The sequence below is a fragment of the Pseudomonas sp. Bc-h genome (assembly GCF_002080045.1).
GTDB lineage: Bacteria > Pseudomonadota > Gammaproteobacteria > Pseudomonadales > Pseudomonadaceae > Aquipseudomonas.
In genome coordinates, this window is the sequence record NZ_MUIN01000002.1 from 544,093 (window position 1) to 563,904 (window position 19,812).

Here is a 19,812-nt window from a genome sequence, read left to right on the forward strand (position 1 = left end):
CTTCATGAGTCTGCACGACAAGATCATCGGCCGCCTCGGCTTCGGCGCCGCGCCACTGGGCAATATGTTTCGTGAAATCAGCGAAGAGGAAGCCGCTGCAACCGTGCAATCGGCCTGGGACCAGGGCATTCGCTATTTCGACACGGCGCCGATCTATGGCGCGGGCCTGTCCGAGCAACGGCTGGGCAAGGCGCTGGCCCATGTGCCTCGGGATCAATACACCCTCAGCACCAAGATCGGCCGCCTGATCTCCGATGAATTGAACGCCGAAGCCGCCAGCGGTCCGTTCAGCTACGGCCTGAAAAACAAGATCATCACCGATTACTCCGCCGACGCCACGATGCGCTCCATCGCCGCCAGCCTTGAGCGGCTCGGCACCGACCGGCTGGACGTCGTGTTCGTTCACGACGTCGCCCAGGACGCCCACGGCGACGACTGGATCGAACACTTCAACGTGGCCCGCAAAGGCGCTTTCCGCACCCTCACCCGCCTGCGCGAAGAAGGCGTGATCAAGGCCTGGGGGTTGGGCGTCAATCGCGTCGAACCCTGTGAGCTGACCCTCGATCTGACCGAAGCGCAACCCGACGGGTTTCTGCTGGCTGGCCGTTATTCGCTGCTGGATCACGATCAGCCGCTGCAACGCCTGTTCGCCAAGGCCCGCGAGCACAACGCCGAGTTCATCGTCGGCGGCCCTTACAGCTCCGGCGTGCTGGTGGGCGGCAAGCATTTCGAGTATCAGGACGCACCCCAGGCGATGCTCGACAAGGTCGCGCACATTCAGGAAATCGCTCGCCAGTACCAGGTCGACATCAAATCGGCGGCGTTGCAGTTCGTGCTCGCCAACCCACTGGTCGCGGCGGTGATTCCGGGCGCGAGCCGTCCGTCGCGGATTGCAGAGGATGTTGCGGCCCTCAATGCGCAAGTGCCGCACGGTTTCTGGCAGGCAATGCGTGATCAGGGGTTCATTGCACCTCAGGCGCCTGTGCCGATGAAGGACTGAATGCGATTCATCTGAACAAGCCCCTCTCTGAGGGAGGGAGCCTGCTCGCGAAGAGGTCTGGCGCACAGTAGAGTGGTGCCTGTGCTGGCAACTTCGCGAGCAAGCGCCCGTCCACACGACCTCCTTTCTTTACCCGAAACCATCATTGCCCTCACCGCATCCTTACATCTGAAATCCCCGAATCTGTAACCTCTTCGTTGACTCATCTGTCATTTCAGTTAGTCTTGCCAGCGCACTGTATACAAAAACAAATACAAATAGCGCCGGAGATTGTTGAACATGCCCGTAGACAACACCCTCGATCCAGCCCTCGCCGCCCGTGCCTCTTTCGCCGACCATCCGGCGCTCAGCCCCCGCCTTTACAACAAAGATCTAGCGCCCAGCAAAACCGAGGGCAGGACATGGGGTGGATACAGTATCTTTGCTCTGTGGACCAATGATGTACACAATCTTGCCAACTACTCCTTCGCCATCGGCCTTTATGCGCTGGGCCTTGGGGGCTGGCAAATCATGCTGTCGCTGGCAATCGGCGCTGTGTTGGTCTATCTGTGCATGAACCTGACGGGTGATATGGGCCAGAAGACAGGGGTGCCGTTCCCCGTTATCAGTCGCGTCAGCTTGGGTATTTTCGGGGCGCAGATTCCCGCGCTGATCCGCGCGGTGATCGCCATTGCCTGGTTCGGCATTCAGACCTATCTGGCCTCGGTGGTACTGCGGGTGTTGCTGACCGCGCTGGATCCCGCGTTAGCCGAATACGATCACGACGCCTGGCTGGGTCTTTCCTCCCTCGGGTGGCTGTGTTTCCTGAGCATTTGGGTGGTGCAGTTCGTGATTCTGGCCTACGGCATGGAAATGGTTCGACGCTACGAAGCGTTCGCCGGCCCGGTGATTCTGCTCACCGTGGCCAGCCTCGCCGTGTGGATGTTCACCCAGGCCAATGGCCAGATCGCCTGGTCGACCAAGGCGCCTCTGGAAGGCGTGCAGATGTGGCGCAGCATTTTCGCCGGCAGCGCCCTGTGGCTGGCGATCTACGGCACGCTGATTCTGAATTTCTGTGACTTCTCCCGTTCGGCCCCGAGCAAGAAGACCATCCGCAAAGGCAACTTCTGGGGCCTGCCGGTGAACGTGCTGCTGTTCGCTTTCATCACCGTGATCATCTGTGGCGCGCAGTTTTCCATCAACGGCCAGATCATCGAAAGCCCCACCGACATCATCAAGACCATCCCTAATACCTTCTTTCTGGCGCTGGGCTGCCTGGCGTTCCTGATCGTGACTGTCGCCGTGAACATCATGGCCAACTTCGTCGCCCCGGCCTTCGTGCTCAGCAGCCTGGCGCCGCGATACCTGACCTTCCGCCGCGCCGGGATGCTCAGCGCTACTGTAGCGGTGCTGATTCTGCCGTGGAATCTCTACAACAGCCCGGTGGTGATCGTGTATTTTCTGTCGGGCCTTGGCGCCCTGCTCGGCCCGCTGTACGGGGTGATCACCGCCGACTACTGGCTGCTGCGCAAGGGACGAGTGAATGTTCCGCAGTTGTATACCGAAGATCCGAAAGGCGCCTATCACTACTCCCGCGGGGTCAACCTGCGAGCGGTCTGGGCGTTCATTCCAGCGGCGATCATTTCGACCGTCACCGCCCTGCTGCCGGCCTTCGAATCGGTGTCGCCGTTTTCCTGGCTGATGGGCGCGGCCATTGGCGCAGCGCTGTACCTGCTGCTGGCCGACCGTCGTAAAACCTTCAAAGACGTCAGTGGCGAGGCCATTGCCGTGCAAGATACCCAGCATTGAACGCAAGCGAGAGACTTCCACCCATGCGCATTTTGATCGTCAACGTGAACACCACCCAGTCGATGACCCAGACCATCGCCGAACAGGCGCGCAGTGTCGCATCCCCCGGCACCGAGATCATCGGCCTGACCCCGCGCTTCGGTGCGGAGTCGGTGGAGGGCAATTTCGAAAGCTATCTGGCGGCGATTGCCGTGATGGACCGCGTGCTGTCCTACGATCAGCCATACGATGCAGTGATCCAGGCGGGTTATGGCGAGCATGGCCGCGAGGGTTTGCAGGAGTTGCTCGAGGTTCCGGTGGTGGACATTACCGAGGCCGCCGCGAGCCTGGCCATGCTGCTGGGCCACAAGTACTCGGTCGTGACCACGCTCGATCGCGCCGTGCCGTTGATCGAGGACCGGCTGAAGCTCGCAGGCGTCTACGAGCGCTGCGCCTCGGTTCGCGCCAGCGGCATGAGCGTGCTGGAACTGGAAGAAATGCCTGACCGCGCGCTGGAAGCCATCGCCGAGCAGGCAGTGGAAGCCGTGAACAAGGACAAGGCCGAGGTGATCTGCCTCGGATGCGGCGGCATGGCCGGGCTGGATCAGATGATTCGCGACCGCGCCGGTGTGCCGGTGGTCGACGGCGTGACGGCCGCAGTGGCGCTGGCCGAATCGTTGGTGCGGTTGGGGCTCAAGACGTCCAAGGTCCGCACCTATGCGACGCCGCGTCCAAAGAAGGTCGTGGGCTGGCCGTTGCGTTTCGATTGACCCTAGGCCTCGAAGATTCGCCGGTGTGGCGCAAATCGTTTAGTATCCCCGCCGCCGGTTTCCACTGGGAATTAATAGGGAATCCGCGAGCCCTGCGCTACACGGCTCAAACGGAACTGTCCCCGCAACTGTAGGCGCTGAGCCCTGCTTCACGATTGCCACTGGGTTACCCCGGGAAGGCCGGAGCATGGCGATGACGCGCCAGTCAGGAGACCTGCCGGCAAGCGTCAATCACTACCGGCGGGGTGTCCGGGAAGGACACCCGTGCACGTTTTTCATGCGTGATCTGCACTTGCCCAGCCTTGGCGGCGGCGAGTCGGGATGTGCTTTCCAGTGCCAGCCCTGTCGGCCAACAGGTTCACTGGAGAAGCCCTTCATGTCGCTGCGCCGCCTTGCCTTGCTGATCACCGGTCTGACGCTGTCGACCACTGCCCTCGCCGCCCCGACTCACTACCCGTTGACCGTTGACAACTGCGGTCTGCCACTGACTTTCGCCCAGGCTCTACACAAAACAGTGACCATTGGCCAGGCCGCGACTGAAATGCTGTATTCCCTCGGTTTGAGTTCAGAGGTGGTCGGCACGTCGTTGTGGTTCAACGAGGTCCTGCCGCCATACAAGGACACCAACGCAAAAATCGAGCGCCTGGCGGACAACGCGCCGAGCTTTGAGTCGGTGATCGCCAAGCGTCCCGATTTCGTACCGGTGCAGTTCGAATGGATGGTCGGTCCGCAAGGTGCGGTCGCCACCCGCGAGCAGTTTCACGACCTGAAGATTCCAACGTACATCCTGCCCTCCGATTGCGAGGGCAAGAACAATCTGGTCGGTGCCGACGGCACTCGTCTTGAGGCATTCCGCATCGCCACGCTGTACAAAAGCATCGTGCAGATCGCCGAGATATTCGATGTGCAGGACCGCGGCCAACAGCTGATTGCCGGCTACAAAGACCGGCTCGCCAACGCCGTCGAGCAGGCCAAGACCCACCACAGCAAGCCTGTGTCGGCGGTGTTCTGGTTCTCCAGTCCCGACCTCAACACCGACCCGTATGTCGCTGGCCGCAAAGGCATTCCGAATTTCATGCTCGACACCCTGGGCATGCGCAACATTATCGATTCCGACGAGGAATGGCCGACCGTGGGCTGGGAAACCATCGCCAAGGCCAACCCGACCATTCTGGTGATCGCGCGGATGGACCGCCGTCGCTTCCCCGCTGACGACCACGAGAAAAAACTGGCCTTCCTCAGGTCCGACCCGGTCACCCGCAACATGGACGCCGTGAAGAACAACCGCATCGTGATCATGGACGCCAGCGCCATGGAATCAAGCGTTCGCCTGTTCGACGGCATCGAGCAACTGGCCAAGGCTACCCAGGCGCAATGATTTCTTCGAGCGTGCGGCGCTGGCTGGGCCACGGGTTTTGGGTCAGCGCCGCATTGTTGCTGGCGATCATTGCGGGCGTCGCCATCGGCGAGACGTCGATCAGCTTGCCGGTGATTCTCAAGGTGCTGGCGAACAAGCTATGGACCGCCGGCTATCCGCTGGACCCCATCGACGAAGGCATTGTCTGGAACTACCGCCTGACCCGGGCCATCGTCGCGGCGGCGTGTGGCGCGGGGCTGGCGATATCCGGTGTGGTCCTGCAATCGCTGCTGCGCAATCCGCTGGCCGATCCGTATCTGCTGGGGATTTCCGCAGGGGCGTCGACCGGCGCGGTGCTGGTGGCGATCATTGGCCTGGGCGCCGGAGCGATTTCGCTGTCCACGGGCGCGTTTGTCGGGGCCATTGCCGCTTTCGCGTTGGTGGCGCTGCTCGCGCGTTCGTCGCGAGGGCAGACCGCCGCAGGTCAGATCATCCTGGCGGGCATCGCCGGCTCGCAGCTGTTCAACGCGCTGACCTCGTTTCTGATCACCAAATCCGCCAACGCCGAACAGGCCCGAGGCATCATGTTCTGGCTGCTGGGTAATCTCAGTGGCGTGCGCTGGTCGTCGGTGAGCCTTTCGGTGCCGGTGGTGCTGTTCGGCTTGCTGGTCTGTCTGTGGCATCGCCGCTCCCTGGACGCGTTTACGTTTGGCGCAGACTCCGCCGCATCGCTGGGCATTCCGGTACGGCGGGTCCAGACGATCCTGATCGCCACTGCTGCGCTGGTGACGGCGGTGATGGTGTCGATCGTCGGCTCCATCGGCTTCGTCGGCCTGGTCATCCCCCATGCCATACGCATGATCGCCGGCGTGCGCCATGAACGTGTGCTGCCCCTGAGCGCCTTGAGCGGTGCGTTGTTTCTGGTCGCTGCCGACGTGCTTTCACGCACCTTGATCAAGGGGCAGGTGCTGCCCATCGGCGTGATCACCGCACTGGTGGGCGCGCCGGTGTTTGCCCTGATCCTCATTCGCGGGAATAGCACACGATGAACGCCAGCACCGATCTGCTCGGCAGCCTGCTCAGCGCCTGCCACCTGAGTTATTGCGTCAAGGGCGCGCAGTTGCTGAAGGAAGTCAGCCTGACCATTCGCCCCGGTGAAAACCTGGGCATCGTCGGCCCCAACGGTTCGGGTAAATCCACGTTGATCAGGCTGCTGGCAGGAATTGCCAGGCCCACCTGGGGCGAGGTGAGGCTGGATGGTCGACCGTTCGCAGCGTTGCAGCGGCGGGAGATCGCCCAACGCCTGGCCGTGGTCGAACAACACGCCGAGACCACCGACTCCATCAGCCTGGAGCAAGCCGTCGAACTGGGGCGCACGCCCTGGCTGTCGGCACTGGCGCCCTGGAGTGACCGCGACCGTCTTATCGTCGACCAGGCGATTACCGACGTCAGCCTGCAACACCTCAAACACCGCCCATGGCACACGCTGTCGGGCGGCGAACGGCAACGCGCGCACATCGCCCGCGCCCTGGCGCAGCGGCCGCAGATATTGCTGCTGGACGAGCCGACCAACCACCTGGATATCCAGCAGCAGTTATCTATTCTGCGGCTCGTGCATCAACTGCCGGTCACCACCGTGATCGCCCTGCATGATCTCAATCAGGCGCTGGCCTGTGATCGGCTGGCAGTGATGGACGGCGGGCGGTTGGTGGCGCTGGGCTCGCCGTTCGAGGTGCTGACGCCGGAGCGGTTGCACGCGACGTTCGGGGTGGTCGGGCACTGGCTGACCGATCCGTTCGATGGCGCACGGATTCTGCGTTTGCGTTCCGCCTGATTCCCTCTCAAGAAATCACCAGCACAGCCGATATTGGCATACCATCAGACGGTTTTGCATACCCCATCGCACTGTCCTGATCGACCCCGCTGCCAGCCGTGGTGGCCGTTTACGCGTGATTTCAAGAACAATCAGGAGCGCCGATGAACATCAAACAGAAATTGACCTGGGCTTTTGCGGTGATCGCCTGTCTGCCGATCATCCTGGTCGCGACAATGGTCATCATTAACCTGAGAAGCGATGCCGAGAGCGATTTCGTCGACAGCAGCGGCCGGGAGATTCGTCAGGTCGCCAACGCCATGCAGTTGTTTTTCGAAGGGATCAGTCAGAACGTCGACTACCTGGCCGCGCATCCAGTCGTTACCGCAGCCGGCGATGGCGTCAAGAGCTACATGAGTGCTCAGGCGCCGGAGATCGCACAGAACGATGTCGACAAGCAGATTTTCAGCCTGTTCGCCAGCATCGCCCAGAGCCATCCGGCCTATTCCTATGTGTCCTACGGCCTGGCGAATGGCAGCTACGCCTTCTGGCCGGGCGATCCGAAAATGGCCAGCTACGACCCGCGCCAACGTCCCTGGTACAAGACCGCCCAAGCCAACCCTGACAAAACCCTGCGCACCGAGGCCTATTACTGGGCCGGCGACGACGCGGTACTGGTCAGCACCGTACGCGCGGTGAACAACGCCCTCGGCAACTCCGGTGGCGTGGTCAACATCGACGTTTCGCTCAAGCAACTCACCGGCATCGTCAAGCAGATCAAGCTCGGCGAAAGCGGCTATCTGATGCTGATCGAAAACAACGGCACGGTGCTGGTGGACCCCAAGCAACCCGAGCACAACTTCAAGAAGCTGGGTGAACTGGGCGATGGCTTCAACCAACTGGCCAAGGCCGGCCCCGGGTTGATCAAGGTCAACATCAACGGCGAGCACTTCATGGCCAACGTGTTCCCTTCCGATCAGTTGGGCTGGAGCTTCATCGGGCTGATCAAACAGGATGAAGTCATGGCTTCCGCCACCCGCCTGACCTGGCTGATCGGCGTGATTGCTGCGGTTCTGGCGGTGGTCTTCGCGATCATCGGCGCCAGTTTCGCCACGCTGATCGTGCGCCCGATTCGCGGTGTCGCCAGCGGTCTGGAAGGCATCGCTCAGGGCGAAGGCGATCTGACCAAGAGTCTGTCGGTGCGCGGCAAGGATGAAACCGCGCAACTGGCGAACTGGTTCAATCAGTTCCTGGCAGCGATTCGCGGGCTGATTCAGCACATCGGTCTGGCGGCCACCAAGATTCTGGACAGCTCCACCAGCTCGACGCGGGTCTCTAACGACATGGCCGAGGCTGCCGGACGTCAGCGCGAGGCGGTGGACATGGTGTCGACTGCGTTCCACGAAATGGTCGCCACCGCCAACGAAGTGGCCCGTTCCTGCAGCCAGGCCGCCGACTCTGCAGACAGCGGTCAGCGCCAGGCTCGCGAAGGTCAGCGGCAGATCGACGACGCGGTGACCAGTGTCGATCAACTGAGCGCGGAGATCTCCCGCTCGGCCCAGGACATGACCCAACTGGAAAAGGACAGCAACGACATTCAGTCGATTCTCGACACCATCCGCTCAATCGCCGAGCAGACCAATCTGCTCGCCCTCAACGCCGCCATCGAAGCCGCCCGTGCCGGTGAGCAAGGTCGAGGGTTTGCCGTGGTGGCGGACGAAGTGCGAGCGCTGGCCAAGCGCACGGCGGACTCGACCGCCGAGATCGACTCGCTGCTGGGCAACCTCGCCAGGCGCACTGCCTCGGTGGCGCAACAGATGCACGCCAGCCTCGACGTTTCGCAGCAGTCAGTGGCGAAAATCGGCCAGGCCCGCAGCAGTTTCGGGCAGATCCGCGAGTCGGTAGACGTGATCCGCGACATGAACACCCAGATCGCCACTGCCGCCGAACAGCAGCATCAAGTCGCCGAAGACATCAACCGCCACATCAGCCAGATCCACGGCGATGCCCAGTTGGTGGCAGAGTTGGCGGATTGCGCGCGCGGTGATTCGAAGAACCTGGCCGCCCTGTCCAATGAACTGGATGGATTGGTGCGGCGCTTCAGGACCTGATCCACCGGCGCGACGAGGGAAACGAGCATGACCCTCGAGCTGCGGGAGGGGTATTGCTTGCGAATGTGGTGGCTCAGACGGCTTGTCGTTGAATGACACACCGCCATCGCGACCCTCGTACCTCGGGTTGCTCCCACAGGTACGGCGATGCACGGAGTTTGTGTAGGAGACGCCGGAGGCCACGACGGCAGCGACAGGGGTAGTGAGCTGAGTCAGCGATCTTGATGTTGAGTGAACTGCCGCCATCGCGACCCTCGTGCCTCGGGTTGCTCCCACCGTTACAGCGACGTACGCGGTTTGTGTGGGAGACGCCGGAGGCCACGACGGCAGCGACAGGGGCAGTGAGTCCGCTCGGTATCCAAAGCTCACCACCCCACGTCGCTCAAATGATCAAGTCCCGCCAGCATCAACTCATGCCGGCGGATGCTGTCCAGGCTGTTCGGCGATTCGGACAGGTTCGGCACCGCGTGCCAGACCACGAAGTCGCGCTGTACATCGAGGAAAAGAAAGTAATCGTTGAACAGTTCTGCCTGAGAAAAACGCCGCTCCAGTGCGTCTCTCAGCTGTTCCGGGCGCAAGGCGCGGCCTTCGATGTGCAAGGCGATGCCCCAGTCGCGATGCTCCCTTCGGCTGACGAATGCCACCCCGGTCGCTACCGGCCAGATCGCCGCGCGCTCGGCCGCGAGGTGGGCGTAGAACGCGGCCTTTTCCGATACTCGAATCATGCTCAATCCTTTAGTGGCACAACGGTGTAGTCCTGCTCATGGTCGCGCTCGTCGATACCCTGGCGCATGTCCGTCGGCCACCAGATCACCAGCTCGCGGTCGTTGGAGTCCGGGCGTTTGCAGGCGTAGCCCGAGCAGCCCGAGTGGCTGGCGCAGCCGCCGAGAACGGCAAACACCAGCAGCAGAATGACGTGAGTACGGGCGTTCATCGCGTGGCCCCCTTGAGCAACGAAGGACGGTTTTTGCTGGCCTTGGTCGACACCTGGGGTTGGCGCAGGGCGATGTAGATTTCGCTCTCTGCCCCCGGTTGCAACCAGGCGTGGGGCCAGGCGCTGACGCCCATGACCCAGCGCCCGCCGCAACGGCTTTCGTCGATGCGCACCGGTTTGCCGGTGGTGTTGCGCGCCACGACCACGGCGATGCCCCAGTCCTTTTTCGAGAACCACTGCGAGCGTTGTTTATCCAGTACCAACCCTGCCCCCGGATCGCACAGGCTGTCAGCCTCGAACGGCAAGGCTTCGCCGCTGTTGAAGCCGACCGGCGCGACGCCATCGAGCAATTGCGTAAACACGTTTTGCACATCGCCGCGAGTGGGCTCTTCGCCGCCGTCGCGACGCTGTTTGATGCGCTTCATCTGGTCGTCGACATCGTGAGGGTTGCTGATCTCGACATAGCGCGACGGGTTGACCTGATCGCCAATCAGCCTCGGCGTCAGGATGAACAACCGCTCACGCTGGTTCAGCTCACGGCTGCGGTTCTGAAACAGCAATTTGCCAATGACCGGAATGTCCCCCAGCAGCGGGATCTTGTTGACCTTGTCGGTGGTTTCCAGGCCATGGAACCCACCAATCACCAGCGAACCATGCTCGGCGATGACCGCCTGAGTGCTGACGTTGCCCTTGCGCACCGCAGGCTGGTCTTCGTTGATCTGCGAGGTGTCGATCTGCCCGTCCTCGATGTCGACGATCAACTGCACCTGCGACTTGCCGCCCTTGTCCAGAGAACGGGGGATCACCTGCAGACTGGTGCCCGCCGTAATCGGCTGAATGTCAGCGACCCGTTCCGAGGTCGCGGTGATGAATTCGGTGCGGCTGAAGTCGATGACCGCTGGCTGGTTCTCCAGGGTCAGGATCGACGGATTGCCGATCACCGAGGCCGCGCCGTTGCCTTCCAGGGCGTGCAGGTCGGCGGCGAACTTGCCGGCGTCCTGAATGAACAGCGTCGAGCTGGTGCCCTGCTCGAACAGATTGGCACCCCCGCTGACGCTGCCGGCGTTGAAGTTCCAGCGGCTCGACAGCTGAGCCAGCTCGTTGCGGTCGATGTCGAGAATCACCGCATCGATCTCGATCAGGTTGCGCGGCGTATCCAGCTGCTTGACCAGCTTCTGGTACATCGCCTTGCGCTTGGGCAGGTCGTAGATCAACACCGCGTTGTTGCGCACGTCGGCACTGACGCGGATTTTCGCCCGACCACTGGCACCACTGCCCGAGCCACCGCGCTTACCGCTGGTCCCCAATACCCGGTCCAGACCCTGTTCAAGCGCACCGGTGTCCAGCCCGCCGCTTTCCAGCCCGCCGTAGTTCAGGCCGTTATTGTGGGTGCCGTTGCTCATGCCACTGGCAGTGCTGCCCTGCCCCTGCAACAGGGTCACGCCATTGATCGACTCGCCACGGGAACGGCTTTCCAGCAGTTCCTGAAGAATGCTGGCGACCCCGGCCACCGTGAGCTGCTGGTCGCGATAACGGATGGTGCGGTCGGCGGCGTTGGCGTACTTCAGTGGCAATACCACGACGTCCTGCTTCTCGGCCTTCTCCGGCGCCTCGACCTTCTTGCTGTAGTTGCGCACGAAGTCGACGTATTTGGCCGGGCCACGCACCAGCACCACGCCTTCGTCGGGCAACGCGCCCCAGCCGAAACGCTTGTCCAGCAGCCCGACATCGGACAGCGCCTGTTGCAGGTCGTCTACTGCTTCGGGCGAGACCTCGATGCGCGCCGAGGTCTGCTCGCTGGTGGGGCTGATGTAGAGGGTTTCGTTGTAGACGAACCACTGGAAGTGATGCTCCTGACCCAGACGATCAAGGAACTCCTGCGGATTCTGCGCACGAATGCGTCCATCGAGGGTGCCCTGAATCGGCACCATGTCCAGGCCGATTCCGAACTCCTTGGCAAAGTCGCCCAGCGCCGTCGCCAGATCGGTCTGCCGCGCGTCATAGGCGTACGCCGTGTGTTTCCACGCTTCGGGGACCGCCGCCAGCGTTGGCGCGGTCACGCCGATCATCAGCAAAGGCAACCACATAAAGGCCTTGCGCATTTCACACTCCCGGTTGCCAGGTATTGAAGGTTGCATGCCAGCGACACGAACGATTGCGGCTCGCGCCACTGGCCGAGGATCGCTACCGGATCACTGAACGCCATCGATGATCGCTTTGGTGATGCCGTGTTTGGCACGCAGTCCTTCGTTGAGGATCATGTTGGCCACGGTAGTCTGCTGGGAGGCGTCATTGAAGGCACGCAGGTCTTCCATGCTGCCGCTGTCCGAGGCGGTCTCGGCGGCGTCGTCCATTTCCGACTGGGCGCGACTGAATGAGTGGTCGAGGTGGTTTTGCAGCGATTTGAAACTGATCATGGGGCGACTCCAACTGAAGGGTTCATCCCCTGAGTGGAAGCTGCCTGCGCTCCGGTTCCATAAACCGTCATCGCAGATTCAGGAAAAGGTCATCAAGCCGCTGGGGTGCCCAGCAAGCCGCGACGCAGGCTGACCCAGTCGATGTCGAACGCGCCGTTGGCATCGCTCAGGCGCAGGCTGTCGGCGCCAAGCGAAAGGTCACTCTTGAGCTGCCAGTGCTCGGCAAAGCGGCTTTCGATCAGCCAGAGTCGAAGCTCGTCCAACTGGTCCGGATGGGCACTGAGGGTTGCGCTCGCCTCATGAGACTGACTGCCCGCCAGATGCCTGACCAAGGCGCGGGTCCGCTCGGCGAGGCTGGTTTCGTCCAGCAGATGCGTGAGCGTGCTGGTGAGCAGTTCTTCCACCGCCACCATCGACTCCTGTTCCAGGGTTCGCCGTTGCTGCTGCACATCGTGGAGAAACTGATTGGCGCCCTCCCAGAATTGCGCCAGGGCCTGATCCTTTTCGCGCTGCGCCTGCTCGCGCGCCGCCTGCACAATCTGCTCGGCCTGGTGCCGGGCGTTGTTCAGCACTTGACCCGCCAACTGCACGCCGGCCAGGTCCTCACGACGCAGGATGATTTCGGCGAGGACGGCAGACGAAGACAGAACAAGGCGACGATTGGCGAGCATGTGGGCATTCCTGGAGATGAAGTTCGGGGCACGGGATCAAGGCGTCATGACTCGCCACAACACCGATTGCCAGAGGGTTTGCAATTTGTTCGCTGGAAGGTCGACGAAGGTTTCGGCCAGATCACCCGGCGCCCAGGTCAGGCGCAAGCGTGGCCAGCAGGTTTCTCCGGTCCAGACTGCCAACAGCAAGCGCGGATCATCATGGGACGAGTGCAGCCAGGCACCCGGACGCAGGGCCTTGGCCACCGACCGGCACCAGACTTCGTGCTGATCGGGTGCGATGCCGGTGCTACGACTCAGGCAGATCCTGCCCACCAGCTTCAACGCCTGCTGCTGTTGCTCGGGGCTGAGTGTGAGCCACTGCACCAGCGATTCGACCGGCTGCGGCGGTTGGCTCGGCTCGATTCCGATGCTCTGCAAGAATGCACCGGGCCGAACACGCACAAGGTCATCGGCGGCCGATTGCGGCAAACCGTTTTGCTCGGCAAAGCGTGCCATCCAGACTGGATGCGCCCAGTGCCAGGGTGCACACCACCAGTGAATCCAGCGCTCTTCGCGGCTGCGCATCAGGCCCGAACCGGCAGCGTCGAGCGCTCACCGCGACCCAGGCCGATGCGCCGCAGAACAGCTGAACGCCAGTCGCCACGAATGCTCAATACCAACAGCAGAATCAGCAGCATGGCGGCAAATGGCGCCGCCCAGAGGATGTTTTTCCAGAAGCCCAGGTTGTCGCTGTCTACCAGAAACGGGCCAAAGTTGACCAGCCGCTCGGTGTCCTGAAATTCGGCAGCGGGCACGAACACGATGGCGAATTTCTTCGAGTCCAACGCCTCGCCAGACATCCCCGGGATGCTGCTGGCGACCATCTGCTGAATGCGCCCGCGCACGCTGTCCGGGTCCAGTGCCGAGGTGTGTTTGATGAACACCGCCGCAGACGCCGGCTGCACCGGTTCACCGGGGGCGATGCGCTCCGGCAACACCACATGCACCCGCGCGACGATCACGCCATCAATCTGCGAAAGCGTGGCCTCAAGTTCCTGCGACAGGGCGTAGATGTAGCGGGCGCGCTCTTCCAGCGGCGTGGAAATCACCCCTTCCTTCTTGAAAATTTCACCCAGGCTGGTGCGCGAGCGCCTTGGCAGCCCTGCAGCATCGAGTATGCGTACAGCCCGGTTGATATCCCCGGTAGCCACGCTGATCACAACACCTGTCTTCTCGCTGCGTTTGCGCGCATCGATGTGCTGATCGGCGAGGCTTGCGATGACGTCGTTGGAGTCCTGTTCGGACAGGCCGCTGAACAGGTCGGTCTCGTCGCTACACCCGCCCAGCAGCAGCATCAGGCACAGCAGACCCGCAGTCAGAAAATTCACGGAAAACCTCTATTGCAGGTTGGTCAGCTTGTCGAGCGCCTGAGCGCTCTTGTTTACGACCTTGGTGGTCAACGCCATTTGCAGCGAGTACTGCGACAGCGAACGGCTCATCTGCGCAATCTCCAGCGGGTCGTCCGTGGTCGAGGCCTTTTTCATCTTGCGCACGGCTTGTTGAGACAGCTTGTCGGTGGCGCCCAGTCGTTCGGACAGGGCACTGGCAATCTGCTCGGAAAGGTGACTTTGCTGCAGCGCCATGTCAGGACGCATGGCGGCATTGAACAGGTCGACATCCGCCTGCGAAGGCCCGGCCACCAATCCCTGATCCAGATGTTGCTCAAGATCGGGGGACGACGATTTGAGTTGATTGACATGGGAAACGGTCACGGGGCGATCTCCGGCAGACGGTGTCGATAGAGGGGTGGTATCAGGCCGCGTTCTGGGTGTTGGCCGCACCCAGCAGGGCCGAGACAATGGCATTGGCCGCCTGCCCCAGACTGTTTTGCAGGTCGTGTTGAGCGAACAACTGATTGGGCTGACCGCCCGCGCCATTCACGCCGCCGTTGCCGTTCTGGCTGGCTTCCAGGCCTTTTTCGATCAGGCCGCTGAGCAGCTTGCCCAGATCCTGCGTGACGCTGTTGCCCGAATTGCCAGGTTGCACGGCATCGTTGACCGGCGTACCCAGGCCACCGCCGACATTGTTGCCAGCACCATTGCCCAGGCTTGCGTTCATGCCTTGCTGCAGCAAGCCGCTCAGCAGCTGACCGAGGTCTTGGGCCGGGTTGCCACTGGCGGGGTTTTGCATACCGGACGGGTCGGCCGCCAGGGCGTTGTTACCCAGCGGGCTGCCTGCCCCGCCACCATCGCTCAAGCCATTCTGTTGCTGTTCGAGCTGGCCGCCGAGCATGTCCAGCGCCGCACGAAAGGCACCGGTCTCGCTCTTGTCGAGGTAGTTGTCTTCCTTGAGCTCGTTCCTCCAGGAGCCGGAATCCGGGGCGGGAAACTTGCTCGGGTTCTGGTCCATGAACTGCGCGATCTTGTCCAGCATCGGCATGTCGTCGGAGGAAAACTTCGTTCCATCACCCTGCTTGCTCAGAAGGTCATCCAACGAAGCTTTACCCAGGCCGTTGAGCACCTGCGACATGAGGTCCGGCTTGCCAGAACCTGCACCGCCGCCCAGGCCGAAATCCGCAGCGGCACCGAAGTTGTCGCCCAGTTTGTCCTTGATGACCTCACCCAGCGCGGCCTTGATCATGTCCGGCGAACCACCGCCCAGCGAGGCCAGCGGGTTCATCTTTTCCATTTGCTTGCCGACCATCTTGCCCAGCGGGGAGTCCTGGTCCAGGTGGCCGTCCTTGGTCAGTGCCGAGGCAAGTTTGTCGATGACGTCCTTGAGCGATTGCTGGCCTTGCGCGCCGTTGGTTGCGCCGGCCGAGACGACGGTGCCGATGTGCGCGTTTTGCAGCGGGTTGATACTGGCGTTGAGACTTAGCATGAAACCTCCAGCTTCAGGTGGGTGCCCCCTGGTTCAGGGGGCGCTCTGAATGATCAGTAGCTGATGCCTTTGGCGTTCTGCGCTTCGGCACTGATCGCCTTGTTGGCGCTGTCTTCCTTGCCGGAGCGGATGGCGCTGAGGACGTCGTTGGTCTGTTTGCGGATGTCGGCGTCGGTCTGCATGGCGATCAGGCGGGCCTGGCTGGCGTCGGCCTTTTCGGTGGCGGCGCTTTGTGCCGCTTCGGCTTTGGAGGGGCCGGCGGCGTCGGTGATATTGCTTTCCTGCTTGAAGTTGGTCACGGCGCTGGCCGCCTGTTGCGCCGCCTGGCCACCGCCGTTGATCAAGCTGTTGGCAAAGTTGCCGGCCATGGAAATTGGGTTGATACCTGCCATGTCGATTACTCCTGGGTCATCACCAGCGAAAGTGCTTGGTGCTGGTGGGTGGCATCGGGGTCAGGATCGGTTCCGTGGTGGGTTCAAGATTTTTTGGGTTGGCGCTGGGTTTGGTGTGTACATCCGTGAACTTCAATCTTGACGCAGTACCTGTGGGAGACGCCGGAGGTCACGACGGTACGAGCGGCGATTCGGACGATAGCGGGTTATCAGTTGCAGATGAGCCGCCTGACCTACCCCTATCGTCCCACCGCGGCCCGGCCTGTCAAAGCTCCAGCGTCTCACACAGGGTGCAGATGAGCCGCCTGACCTACCCCTATCGTCCCACCGCGGCCCGGCCTGTCAAAGCTCCAGCGTCTCACACAGGGTTTCGTGTGCAGCTGGAAATCTGTATACGCCACGTAATCATGGCGCGGCTGATAGGGCTCTGGCTAACGCCAGACCTGTTTCGCCTTCGGCGAGTTACTTGGAAAAGCACCCCAAGTAACCAGGGGTGCTTGCTCCTGGTTTGGCGCTTCCTTCGTCAGCGTTCCCTCACTCCGGCGACGCTCCGTGGGCCCGCCGCCATCCGCCATCCATGGCGGGGGGCGGCTCTCGCGGCATCCATGCCGCTCGGCCCACTCCACGTCACCTGCGTTCAGCCTGCACCCAAGTCGCGATTGGTGGTGTCTGGGCTATTGCGCATGAAGATCAAAATCAGGAACAAAGGATATTTGATCGTTCCCACGCTCCGCGTGGTAACGCCGCCCCGGACGCTCTGCGTCCGCTAGTAGTGACGCGGAGCGTCACAGGATTCATGCCCACGCGGAGCGTGGGCACGATCAACACACCCAACACCGAGTGGCTTTTGATCTTGCTTCTAAGCGCACGTCAGATCAGACGCCACACATCGCGACTTGGGTGCAGGCTGAACGCAGGCGGCGTGGAGTGGGCCGAGCGGCATGGATGCCGCGAGAGCGCCGCAAGGACATGGATGTCCTTTCGGCGCGGGCCCACGGAGCGTCGCCGGAGTGAGGGTATTCCGACGAAGGAGGAACCCAACCAGGAGCAAGGACACTTGGTTACTTGGTGTCTTTTCAAGTAACTCGCCGAAGGCGAAACAGGTCTGGCGTCCGACGAAGGAGGAACCCAACCAGGAGCAAGGACACTTGGTTACTTGGTGTCTTTTCAAGTAACTCGCCGAAGGCGAAACAGGTCTGGCGTTAGCCAGTCCCAAAAACAGCGCCACCACCGAAAACGGATATGTACACCGTCCAACTGCCGAAACCACCTGCCAATCCCAACGCCATCAAACATCCAGCTCCTTCATCCGGTGATACAGCGTACGCCGCGGAATATTCAGCTCCTGACTCACCGCATCGATACTGTTGTTATGCCGTTTGAGCGCTGCCTGAATCAGTACCTTCTCGATCACCCGCAACTGCCACTTCAACCCTGTCGACGACTCCCGCTCCTCACCCTGCTCCCCACCAAGCAACGGAAATCCCAACACGAACCGCTTGGCCGCCGACTTCAGCTCGCGAATATTGCCCGGCCAGTCATGATTCAACAGCACATGCCGCAACACCGCACTCACCTCCGGCATCAACACACCGCACTCGCGCGCCGCCACCTGCGCAAAGCGACGAAACAGCGGAATGATCCGCTCCCGCTGAACCCGCAGCGGCGGCAGTTTCAACGTCAGGACGTTGAGCCGAAAATACAGATCACGCCGAAACCTGCCCTGCTCCACCCATTCATCCAGATTGTGCTGGGCCGACGCAATCACACAGACATCCAGCGCAATTGGCGTGGTCGAACCGAGCCTTTCCACCGCCCGGGTTTCAAGCACCCGCAGCAGCTTGGCCTGCAGGCTCAGCGGCATACTGTCGATTTCATCCAGATACAAGGTCCCGCCCTGCGCGGCCTCGATGTAACCAACCCGCGTGCGATCAGCACCGGTATAGGCACCACTCACAACCCCGAACAGTTCGCTTTCAGCCAACGACTCCGGAATCGCTGCGCAATTCATCGCCACCAGGCGCCCCTTGCGCCCCGACAACCCGTGGATCCGCTGCGCCACCGTATCCTTGCCGGTGCCGGTTTCACCCGACAGCAACACGTCGATCCCCAATTGCGAAATGCTCTGGGCAACCACCGTCAGATTCGGCACATGGTTGTCGTCTTCCAGCTGTTCATCAAAAAAATCGTACACACTCATCCACGACCTCTGATACTTCAAGCGCCAGTGCAGCGGGCTTTACAGACAACTCGCGAGACAACCGCCATTCAGACGTCAGGAAAACAGCGGATCGGCACCGCCAAGGCAGGCCAGGCCCAGCTCTTTCATGCGGTGATACAAGGTCCGTCTGGGGATTTCCAGCTCCTGCACCACGGCGTCCAGGCTGTGTTTGTGGCGCTTGAGGGCGTCCTCGATGAGCATTTTTTCGATGACCCTCAGTTGGGTCTTCAGGCCGGTTTCAGGATCACGATCCGGTACGGGGTCGGCACCCAGCAATGGGAAACCCAGCACAAAACGCTTGGCGGCAGATTTCAGTTCGCGGATATTGCCAGGCCATGCATGGCTCAGCAGGACTTGCACCAGGCCGTTGTCCAGCACCGGGATCGGACGGTCGAACTCGCGAGCGATGCTCTGGGTGAACTGGTCGAACAACGGCAGGATCTGTTCGCGACGTTTGCGCAAGGCCGGCATCTGAACAGTCAGCACATTGAGGCGGAAATACAGGTCGCGCCGAAACAGCCCTTGTTCCACGAGTTCATCCAGCGGTCGCTGCGCGGAGGCGATGACTCGCAGGTCCACGGGGATGAATGCGGTCGAGCCCAGCCGTTCGATTCCGCGGGTTTCCAGAATGCGCAGCAATTTGGCCTGAAGGCTCAGGGGCATGCTGTCGATTTCGTCCAGATACAGCGTCCCGCCGCAGGCTGCTTCGATGTACCCCTCCCGTGATCGATTGACCCCGGTGTACGCACCGTTGACCACGCCGAACAGCTGACTTTCCGCCAGCGTCTCAGGAATCGCCGCGCAGTTCATGCCGACAAAAGAACCTGTCCGACCAGACAACTCATGAATGCGTTTGGCCAACGTGTCCTTGCCGGTCCCTGTCTCCCCGCACAAGAGTAAATCCATGCTCAGACTCGCGGTATTCAATGCAATCTGCTGAATATCCAGCGGTGCCTTTTCCCCTAAAGACGCACAGCCGCTTACATCGATTTCTTCCTTCATCGATACCTCTCAAATTGGGTGCAAGCGAGTTATTAGTACCACGCATTACACAGGCATCAATATTTAATTTTAGTTCCCGACCCCGATGAGAACAGGTTCACAAGGTTAAGCCAGTGATATCAATATGACCCCACTTCCGGGCGTAACTAATGTTTGCGCAAAGGCTTTCAAACGCCTATTTAAATTTAGGACTTGCCTGCACGACTTCATTGTTTTATTAGCTGGCATCGAGGGAGCGACAATGCTCACTGAGTATCACAATACATTAACAATCAACGGGTTATGCTCCGTGCTGGTGCGTCCAGGCCGTGGCAGCCAAGGCCTCGCCAGAAATCCAGCGTCGAGCGTTGGATCGTTGAGTTCGTTTTTGCAAAACATCGCCATACTGAATATACAACTTCAAGAATGAGCGCCGCGGCCTCATCGCTTTTAACGGCACCGCCGCAGTTATTGACTGCTTATTTCAAACTCACTGTTATAGGGATCAATTAATAC

19 protein-coding genes and 1 riboswitch are annotated in these 19,812 nt (G+C 61.3%); of the genes, 7 read left to right on the forward strand and 12 right to left on the reverse strand.

What is annotated here, in order from left to right; genetic code table 11:
• Positions 1-4: 4 nt before the first annotated feature.
• The 7 genes from BWR59_RS04480 (at position 5) to BWR59_RS04510 (ending at position 8,818) form a co-directional block, all read left to right on the forward strand.
• The gene (locus tag BWR59_RS04480) at positions 5-1,000 is read left to right on the forward strand and encodes an aldo/keto reductase (RefSeq protein WP_081564419.1); all 996 of its coding nucleotides are present in this window, start codon (positions 5-7) and stop codon (positions 998-1,000) included.
• Positions 1,001-1,279: 279 nt separating this feature from the next.
• Positions 1,280-2,788, forward strand: coding sequence for an NCS1 family nucleobase:cation symporter-1 (locus BWR59_RS04485; protein WP_081564420.1), 1,509 nt, complete (start codon positions 1,280-1,282; stop codon positions 2,786-2,788).
• A 23-nt stretch (positions 2,789-2,811) separates the two neighbouring features.
• Positions 2,812-3,537, forward strand: coding sequence for an aspartate/glutamate racemase family protein (locus BWR59_RS04490; protein WP_081564421.1), 726 nt, complete (start codon positions 2,812-2,814; stop codon positions 3,535-3,537).
• A 38-nt stretch (positions 3,538-3,575) separates the two neighbouring features.
• Positions 3,576-3,774, forward strand: a riboswitch (cobalamin riboswitch).
• Positions 3,775-3,913: 139 nt separating this feature from the next.
• Complete coding sequence (locus BWR59_RS04495; protein WP_081564422.1) at positions 3,914-4,915, forward strand: ABC transporter substrate-binding protein; 1,002 nt, start codon at positions 3,914-3,916, stop codon at positions 4,913-4,915.
• The gene (locus BWR59_RS04500; protein ID WP_081564423.1) at positions 4,912-5,943 is read left to right on the forward strand and encodes an iron chelate uptake ABC transporter family permease subunit; all 1,032 of its coding nucleotides are present in this window, start codon (positions 4,912-4,914) and stop codon (positions 5,941-5,943) included. Before BWR59_RS04495 ends, BWR59_RS04500 begins: the two co-directional genes overlap by 4 nt.
• Positions 5,940-6,728, forward strand: coding sequence for an ABC transporter ATP-binding protein (locus BWR59_RS04505; protein ID WP_081564424.1), 789 nt, complete (start codon positions 5,940-5,942; stop codon positions 6,726-6,728). The genes BWR59_RS04500 and BWR59_RS04505 overlap by 4 nt, the downstream gene beginning before the upstream one ends.
• A gap of 143 nt (positions 6,729-6,871) precedes the next feature.
• Complete coding sequence (locus tag BWR59_RS04510; protein WP_081564425.1) at positions 6,872-8,818, forward strand: methyl-accepting chemotaxis protein; 1,947 nt, start codon at positions 6,872-6,874, stop codon at positions 8,816-8,818.
• Between the two features lie 365 nt (positions 8,819-9,183).
• Here BWR59_RS04510 and BWR59_RS04515 read toward each other — a convergent pair whose 3' ends face one another.
• The 12 genes from BWR59_RS04515 to BWR59_RS04575 form a co-directional block, all read right to left on the reverse strand.
• Positions 9,184-9,543 (reverse strand): type III secretion protein HrpV, encoded by a 360-nt coding sequence (locus tag BWR59_RS04515; protein ID WP_081564426.1) that lies wholly within the window; start codon positions 9,541-9,543, stop codon positions 9,184-9,186.
• Positions 9,544-9,545: 2 nt separating this feature from the next.
• The gene (gene hrpT, locus BWR59_RS04520; RefSeq protein ID WP_081564427.1) at positions 9,546-9,752 is read right to left on the reverse strand and encodes an HrpT family type III secretion system protein; all 207 of its coding nucleotides are present in this window, start codon (positions 9,750-9,752) and stop codon (positions 9,546-9,548) included.
• Positions 9,749-11,854 (reverse strand): type III secretion system outer membrane ring subunit SctC, encoded by a 2,106-nt coding sequence (sctC, locus tag BWR59_RS04525; protein ID WP_081564428.1) that lies wholly within the window; start codon positions 11,852-11,854, stop codon positions 9,749-9,751. Before sctC ends, hrpT begins: the two co-directional genes overlap by 4 nt.
• A gap of 90 nt (positions 11,855-11,944) precedes the next feature.
• The gene (locus BWR59_RS04530; RefSeq protein WP_081564429.1) at positions 11,945-12,169 is read right to left on the reverse strand and encodes a type III secretion protein; all 225 of its coding nucleotides are present in this window, start codon (positions 12,167-12,169) and stop codon (positions 11,945-11,947) included.
• Between the two features lie 92 nt (positions 12,170-12,261).
• Positions 12,262-12,840: a type III secretion system stator protein SctL gene (gene sctL, locus BWR59_RS04535; RefSeq protein WP_081564430.1), complete on the reverse strand. Its 579-nt coding sequence runs from the start codon at positions 12,838-12,840 to the stop codon at positions 12,262-12,264.
• Between the two features lie 36 nt (positions 12,841-12,876).
• Positions 12,877-13,410: a type III secretion protein gene (locus BWR59_RS04540; RefSeq protein ID WP_143490758.1), complete on the reverse strand. Its 534-nt coding sequence runs from the start codon at positions 13,408-13,410 to the stop codon at positions 12,877-12,879.
• A complete protein-coding gene (gene sctJ / locus BWR59_RS04545; protein ID WP_081564432.1) occupies positions 13,407-14,210 on the reverse strand; it encodes a type III secretion inner membrane ring lipoprotein SctJ in 804 nt (267 codons plus the stop codon). The genes BWR59_RS04540 and sctJ overlap by 4 nt, the downstream gene beginning before the upstream one ends.
• Before the next feature lie 9 nt (positions 14,211-14,219).
• Entirely contained in the window at positions 14,220-14,594 is a 375-nt protein-coding gene (gene sctI, locus BWR59_RS04550) for a type III secretion system inner rod subunit SctI (RefSeq protein WP_081564433.1), read from the reverse strand.
• Positions 14,595-14,634: 40 nt separating this feature from the next.
• Complete coding sequence (locus BWR59_RS04555; protein ID WP_081564434.1) at positions 14,635-15,702, reverse strand: harpin HrpZ family protein; 1,068 nt, start codon at positions 15,700-15,702, stop codon at positions 14,635-14,637.
• A gap of 53 nt (positions 15,703-15,755) precedes the next feature.
• On the reverse strand, positions 15,756-16,094 hold the full coding sequence (locus BWR59_RS04560; RefSeq protein WP_081564435.1) for a hypothetical protein: 339 nt from the start codon (positions 16,092-16,094) through the stop codon (positions 15,756-15,758).
• A gap of 1,288 nt (positions 16,095-17,382) precedes the next feature.
• On the reverse strand, positions 17,383-18,294 hold the full coding sequence (locus BWR59_RS04570; protein ID WP_081564437.1) for a sigma-54 dependent transcriptional regulator: 912 nt from the start codon (positions 18,292-18,294) through the stop codon (positions 17,383-17,385).
• 75 nt (positions 18,295-18,369) lie between these two features.
• Entirely contained in the window at positions 18,370-19,317 is a 948-nt protein-coding gene (locus BWR59_RS04575) for a sigma 54-interacting transcriptional regulator (protein ID WP_081564438.1), read from the reverse strand.
• Between the last annotated feature and the right edge of the window lie 495 nt (positions 19,318-19,812).

What these genes read in the sequence shown, in the direction of transcription:
- BWR59_RS04555 (WP_081564434.1), bottom strand. Translation starts at nt 15,702, where the DNA reads ATGCTAAGTCTCAACGCCAGTATCAACCCGCTGCAAAACGCGCACATC.
- BWR59_RS04575 (WP_081564438.1), bottom strand. Translation starts at nt 19,317, where the DNA reads ATGAAGGAAGAAATCGATGTAAGCGGCTGTGCGTCTTTAGGGGAAAAG.
- BWR59_RS04515 (WP_081564426.1), bottom strand. Translation starts at nt 9,543, where the DNA reads ATGATTCGAGTATCGGAAAAGGCCGCGTTCTACGCCCACCTCGCGGCC.
- BWR59_RS04480 (WP_081564419.1), top strand. Translation starts at nt 5, where the DNA reads ATGAGTCTGCACGACAAGATCATCGGCCGCCTCGGCTTCGGCGCCGCG.
- BWR59_RS04530 (WP_081564429.1), bottom strand. Translation starts at nt 12,169, where the DNA reads ATGATCAGTTTCAAATCGCTGCAAAACCACCTCGACCACTCATTCAGT.
- BWR59_RS04560 (WP_081564435.1), bottom strand. Translation starts at nt 16,094, where the DNA reads ATGGCAGGTATCAACCCAATTTCCATGGCCGGCAACTTTGCCAACAGC.
- BWR59_RS04490 (WP_081564421.1), top strand. Translation starts at nt 2,812, where the DNA reads ATGCGCATTTTGATCGTCAACGTGAACACCACCCAGTCGATGACCCAG.
- BWR59_RS04505 (WP_081564424.1), top strand. Translation starts at nt 5,940, where the DNA reads ATGAACGCCAGCACCGATCTGCTCGGCAGCCTGCTCAGCGCCTGCCAC.
- hrpT (WP_081564427.1), bottom strand. Translation starts at nt 9,752, where the DNA reads ATGAACGCCCGTACTCACGTCATTCTGCTGCTGGTGTTTGCCGTTCTC.
- sctL (WP_081564430.1), bottom strand. Translation starts at nt 12,840, where the DNA reads ATGCTCGCCAATCGTCGCCTTGTTCTGTCTTCGTCTGCCGTCCTCGCC.
- sctC (WP_081564428.1), bottom strand. Translation starts at nt 11,854, where the DNA reads ATGCGCAAGGCCTTTATGTGGTTGCCTTTGCTGATGATCGGCGTGACC.
- BWR59_RS04495 (WP_081564422.1), top strand. Translation starts at nt 3,914, where the DNA reads ATGTCGCTGCGCCGCCTTGCCTTGCTGATCACCGGTCTGACGCTGTCG.
- BWR59_RS04570 (WP_081564437.1), bottom strand. Translation starts at nt 18,294, where the DNA reads ATGAGTGTGTACGATTTTTTTGATGAACAGCTGGAAGACGACAACCAT.
- BWR59_RS04500 (WP_081564423.1), top strand. Translation starts at nt 4,912, where the DNA reads ATGATTTCTTCGAGCGTGCGGCGCTGGCTGGGCCACGGGTTTTGGGTC.
- BWR59_RS04510 (WP_081564425.1), top strand. Translation starts at nt 6,872, where the DNA reads ATGAACATCAAACAGAAATTGACCTGGGCTTTTGCGGTGATCGCCTGT.
- BWR59_RS04485 (WP_081564420.1), top strand. Translation starts at nt 1,280, where the DNA reads ATGCCCGTAGACAACACCCTCGATCCAGCCCTCGCCGCCCGTGCCTCT.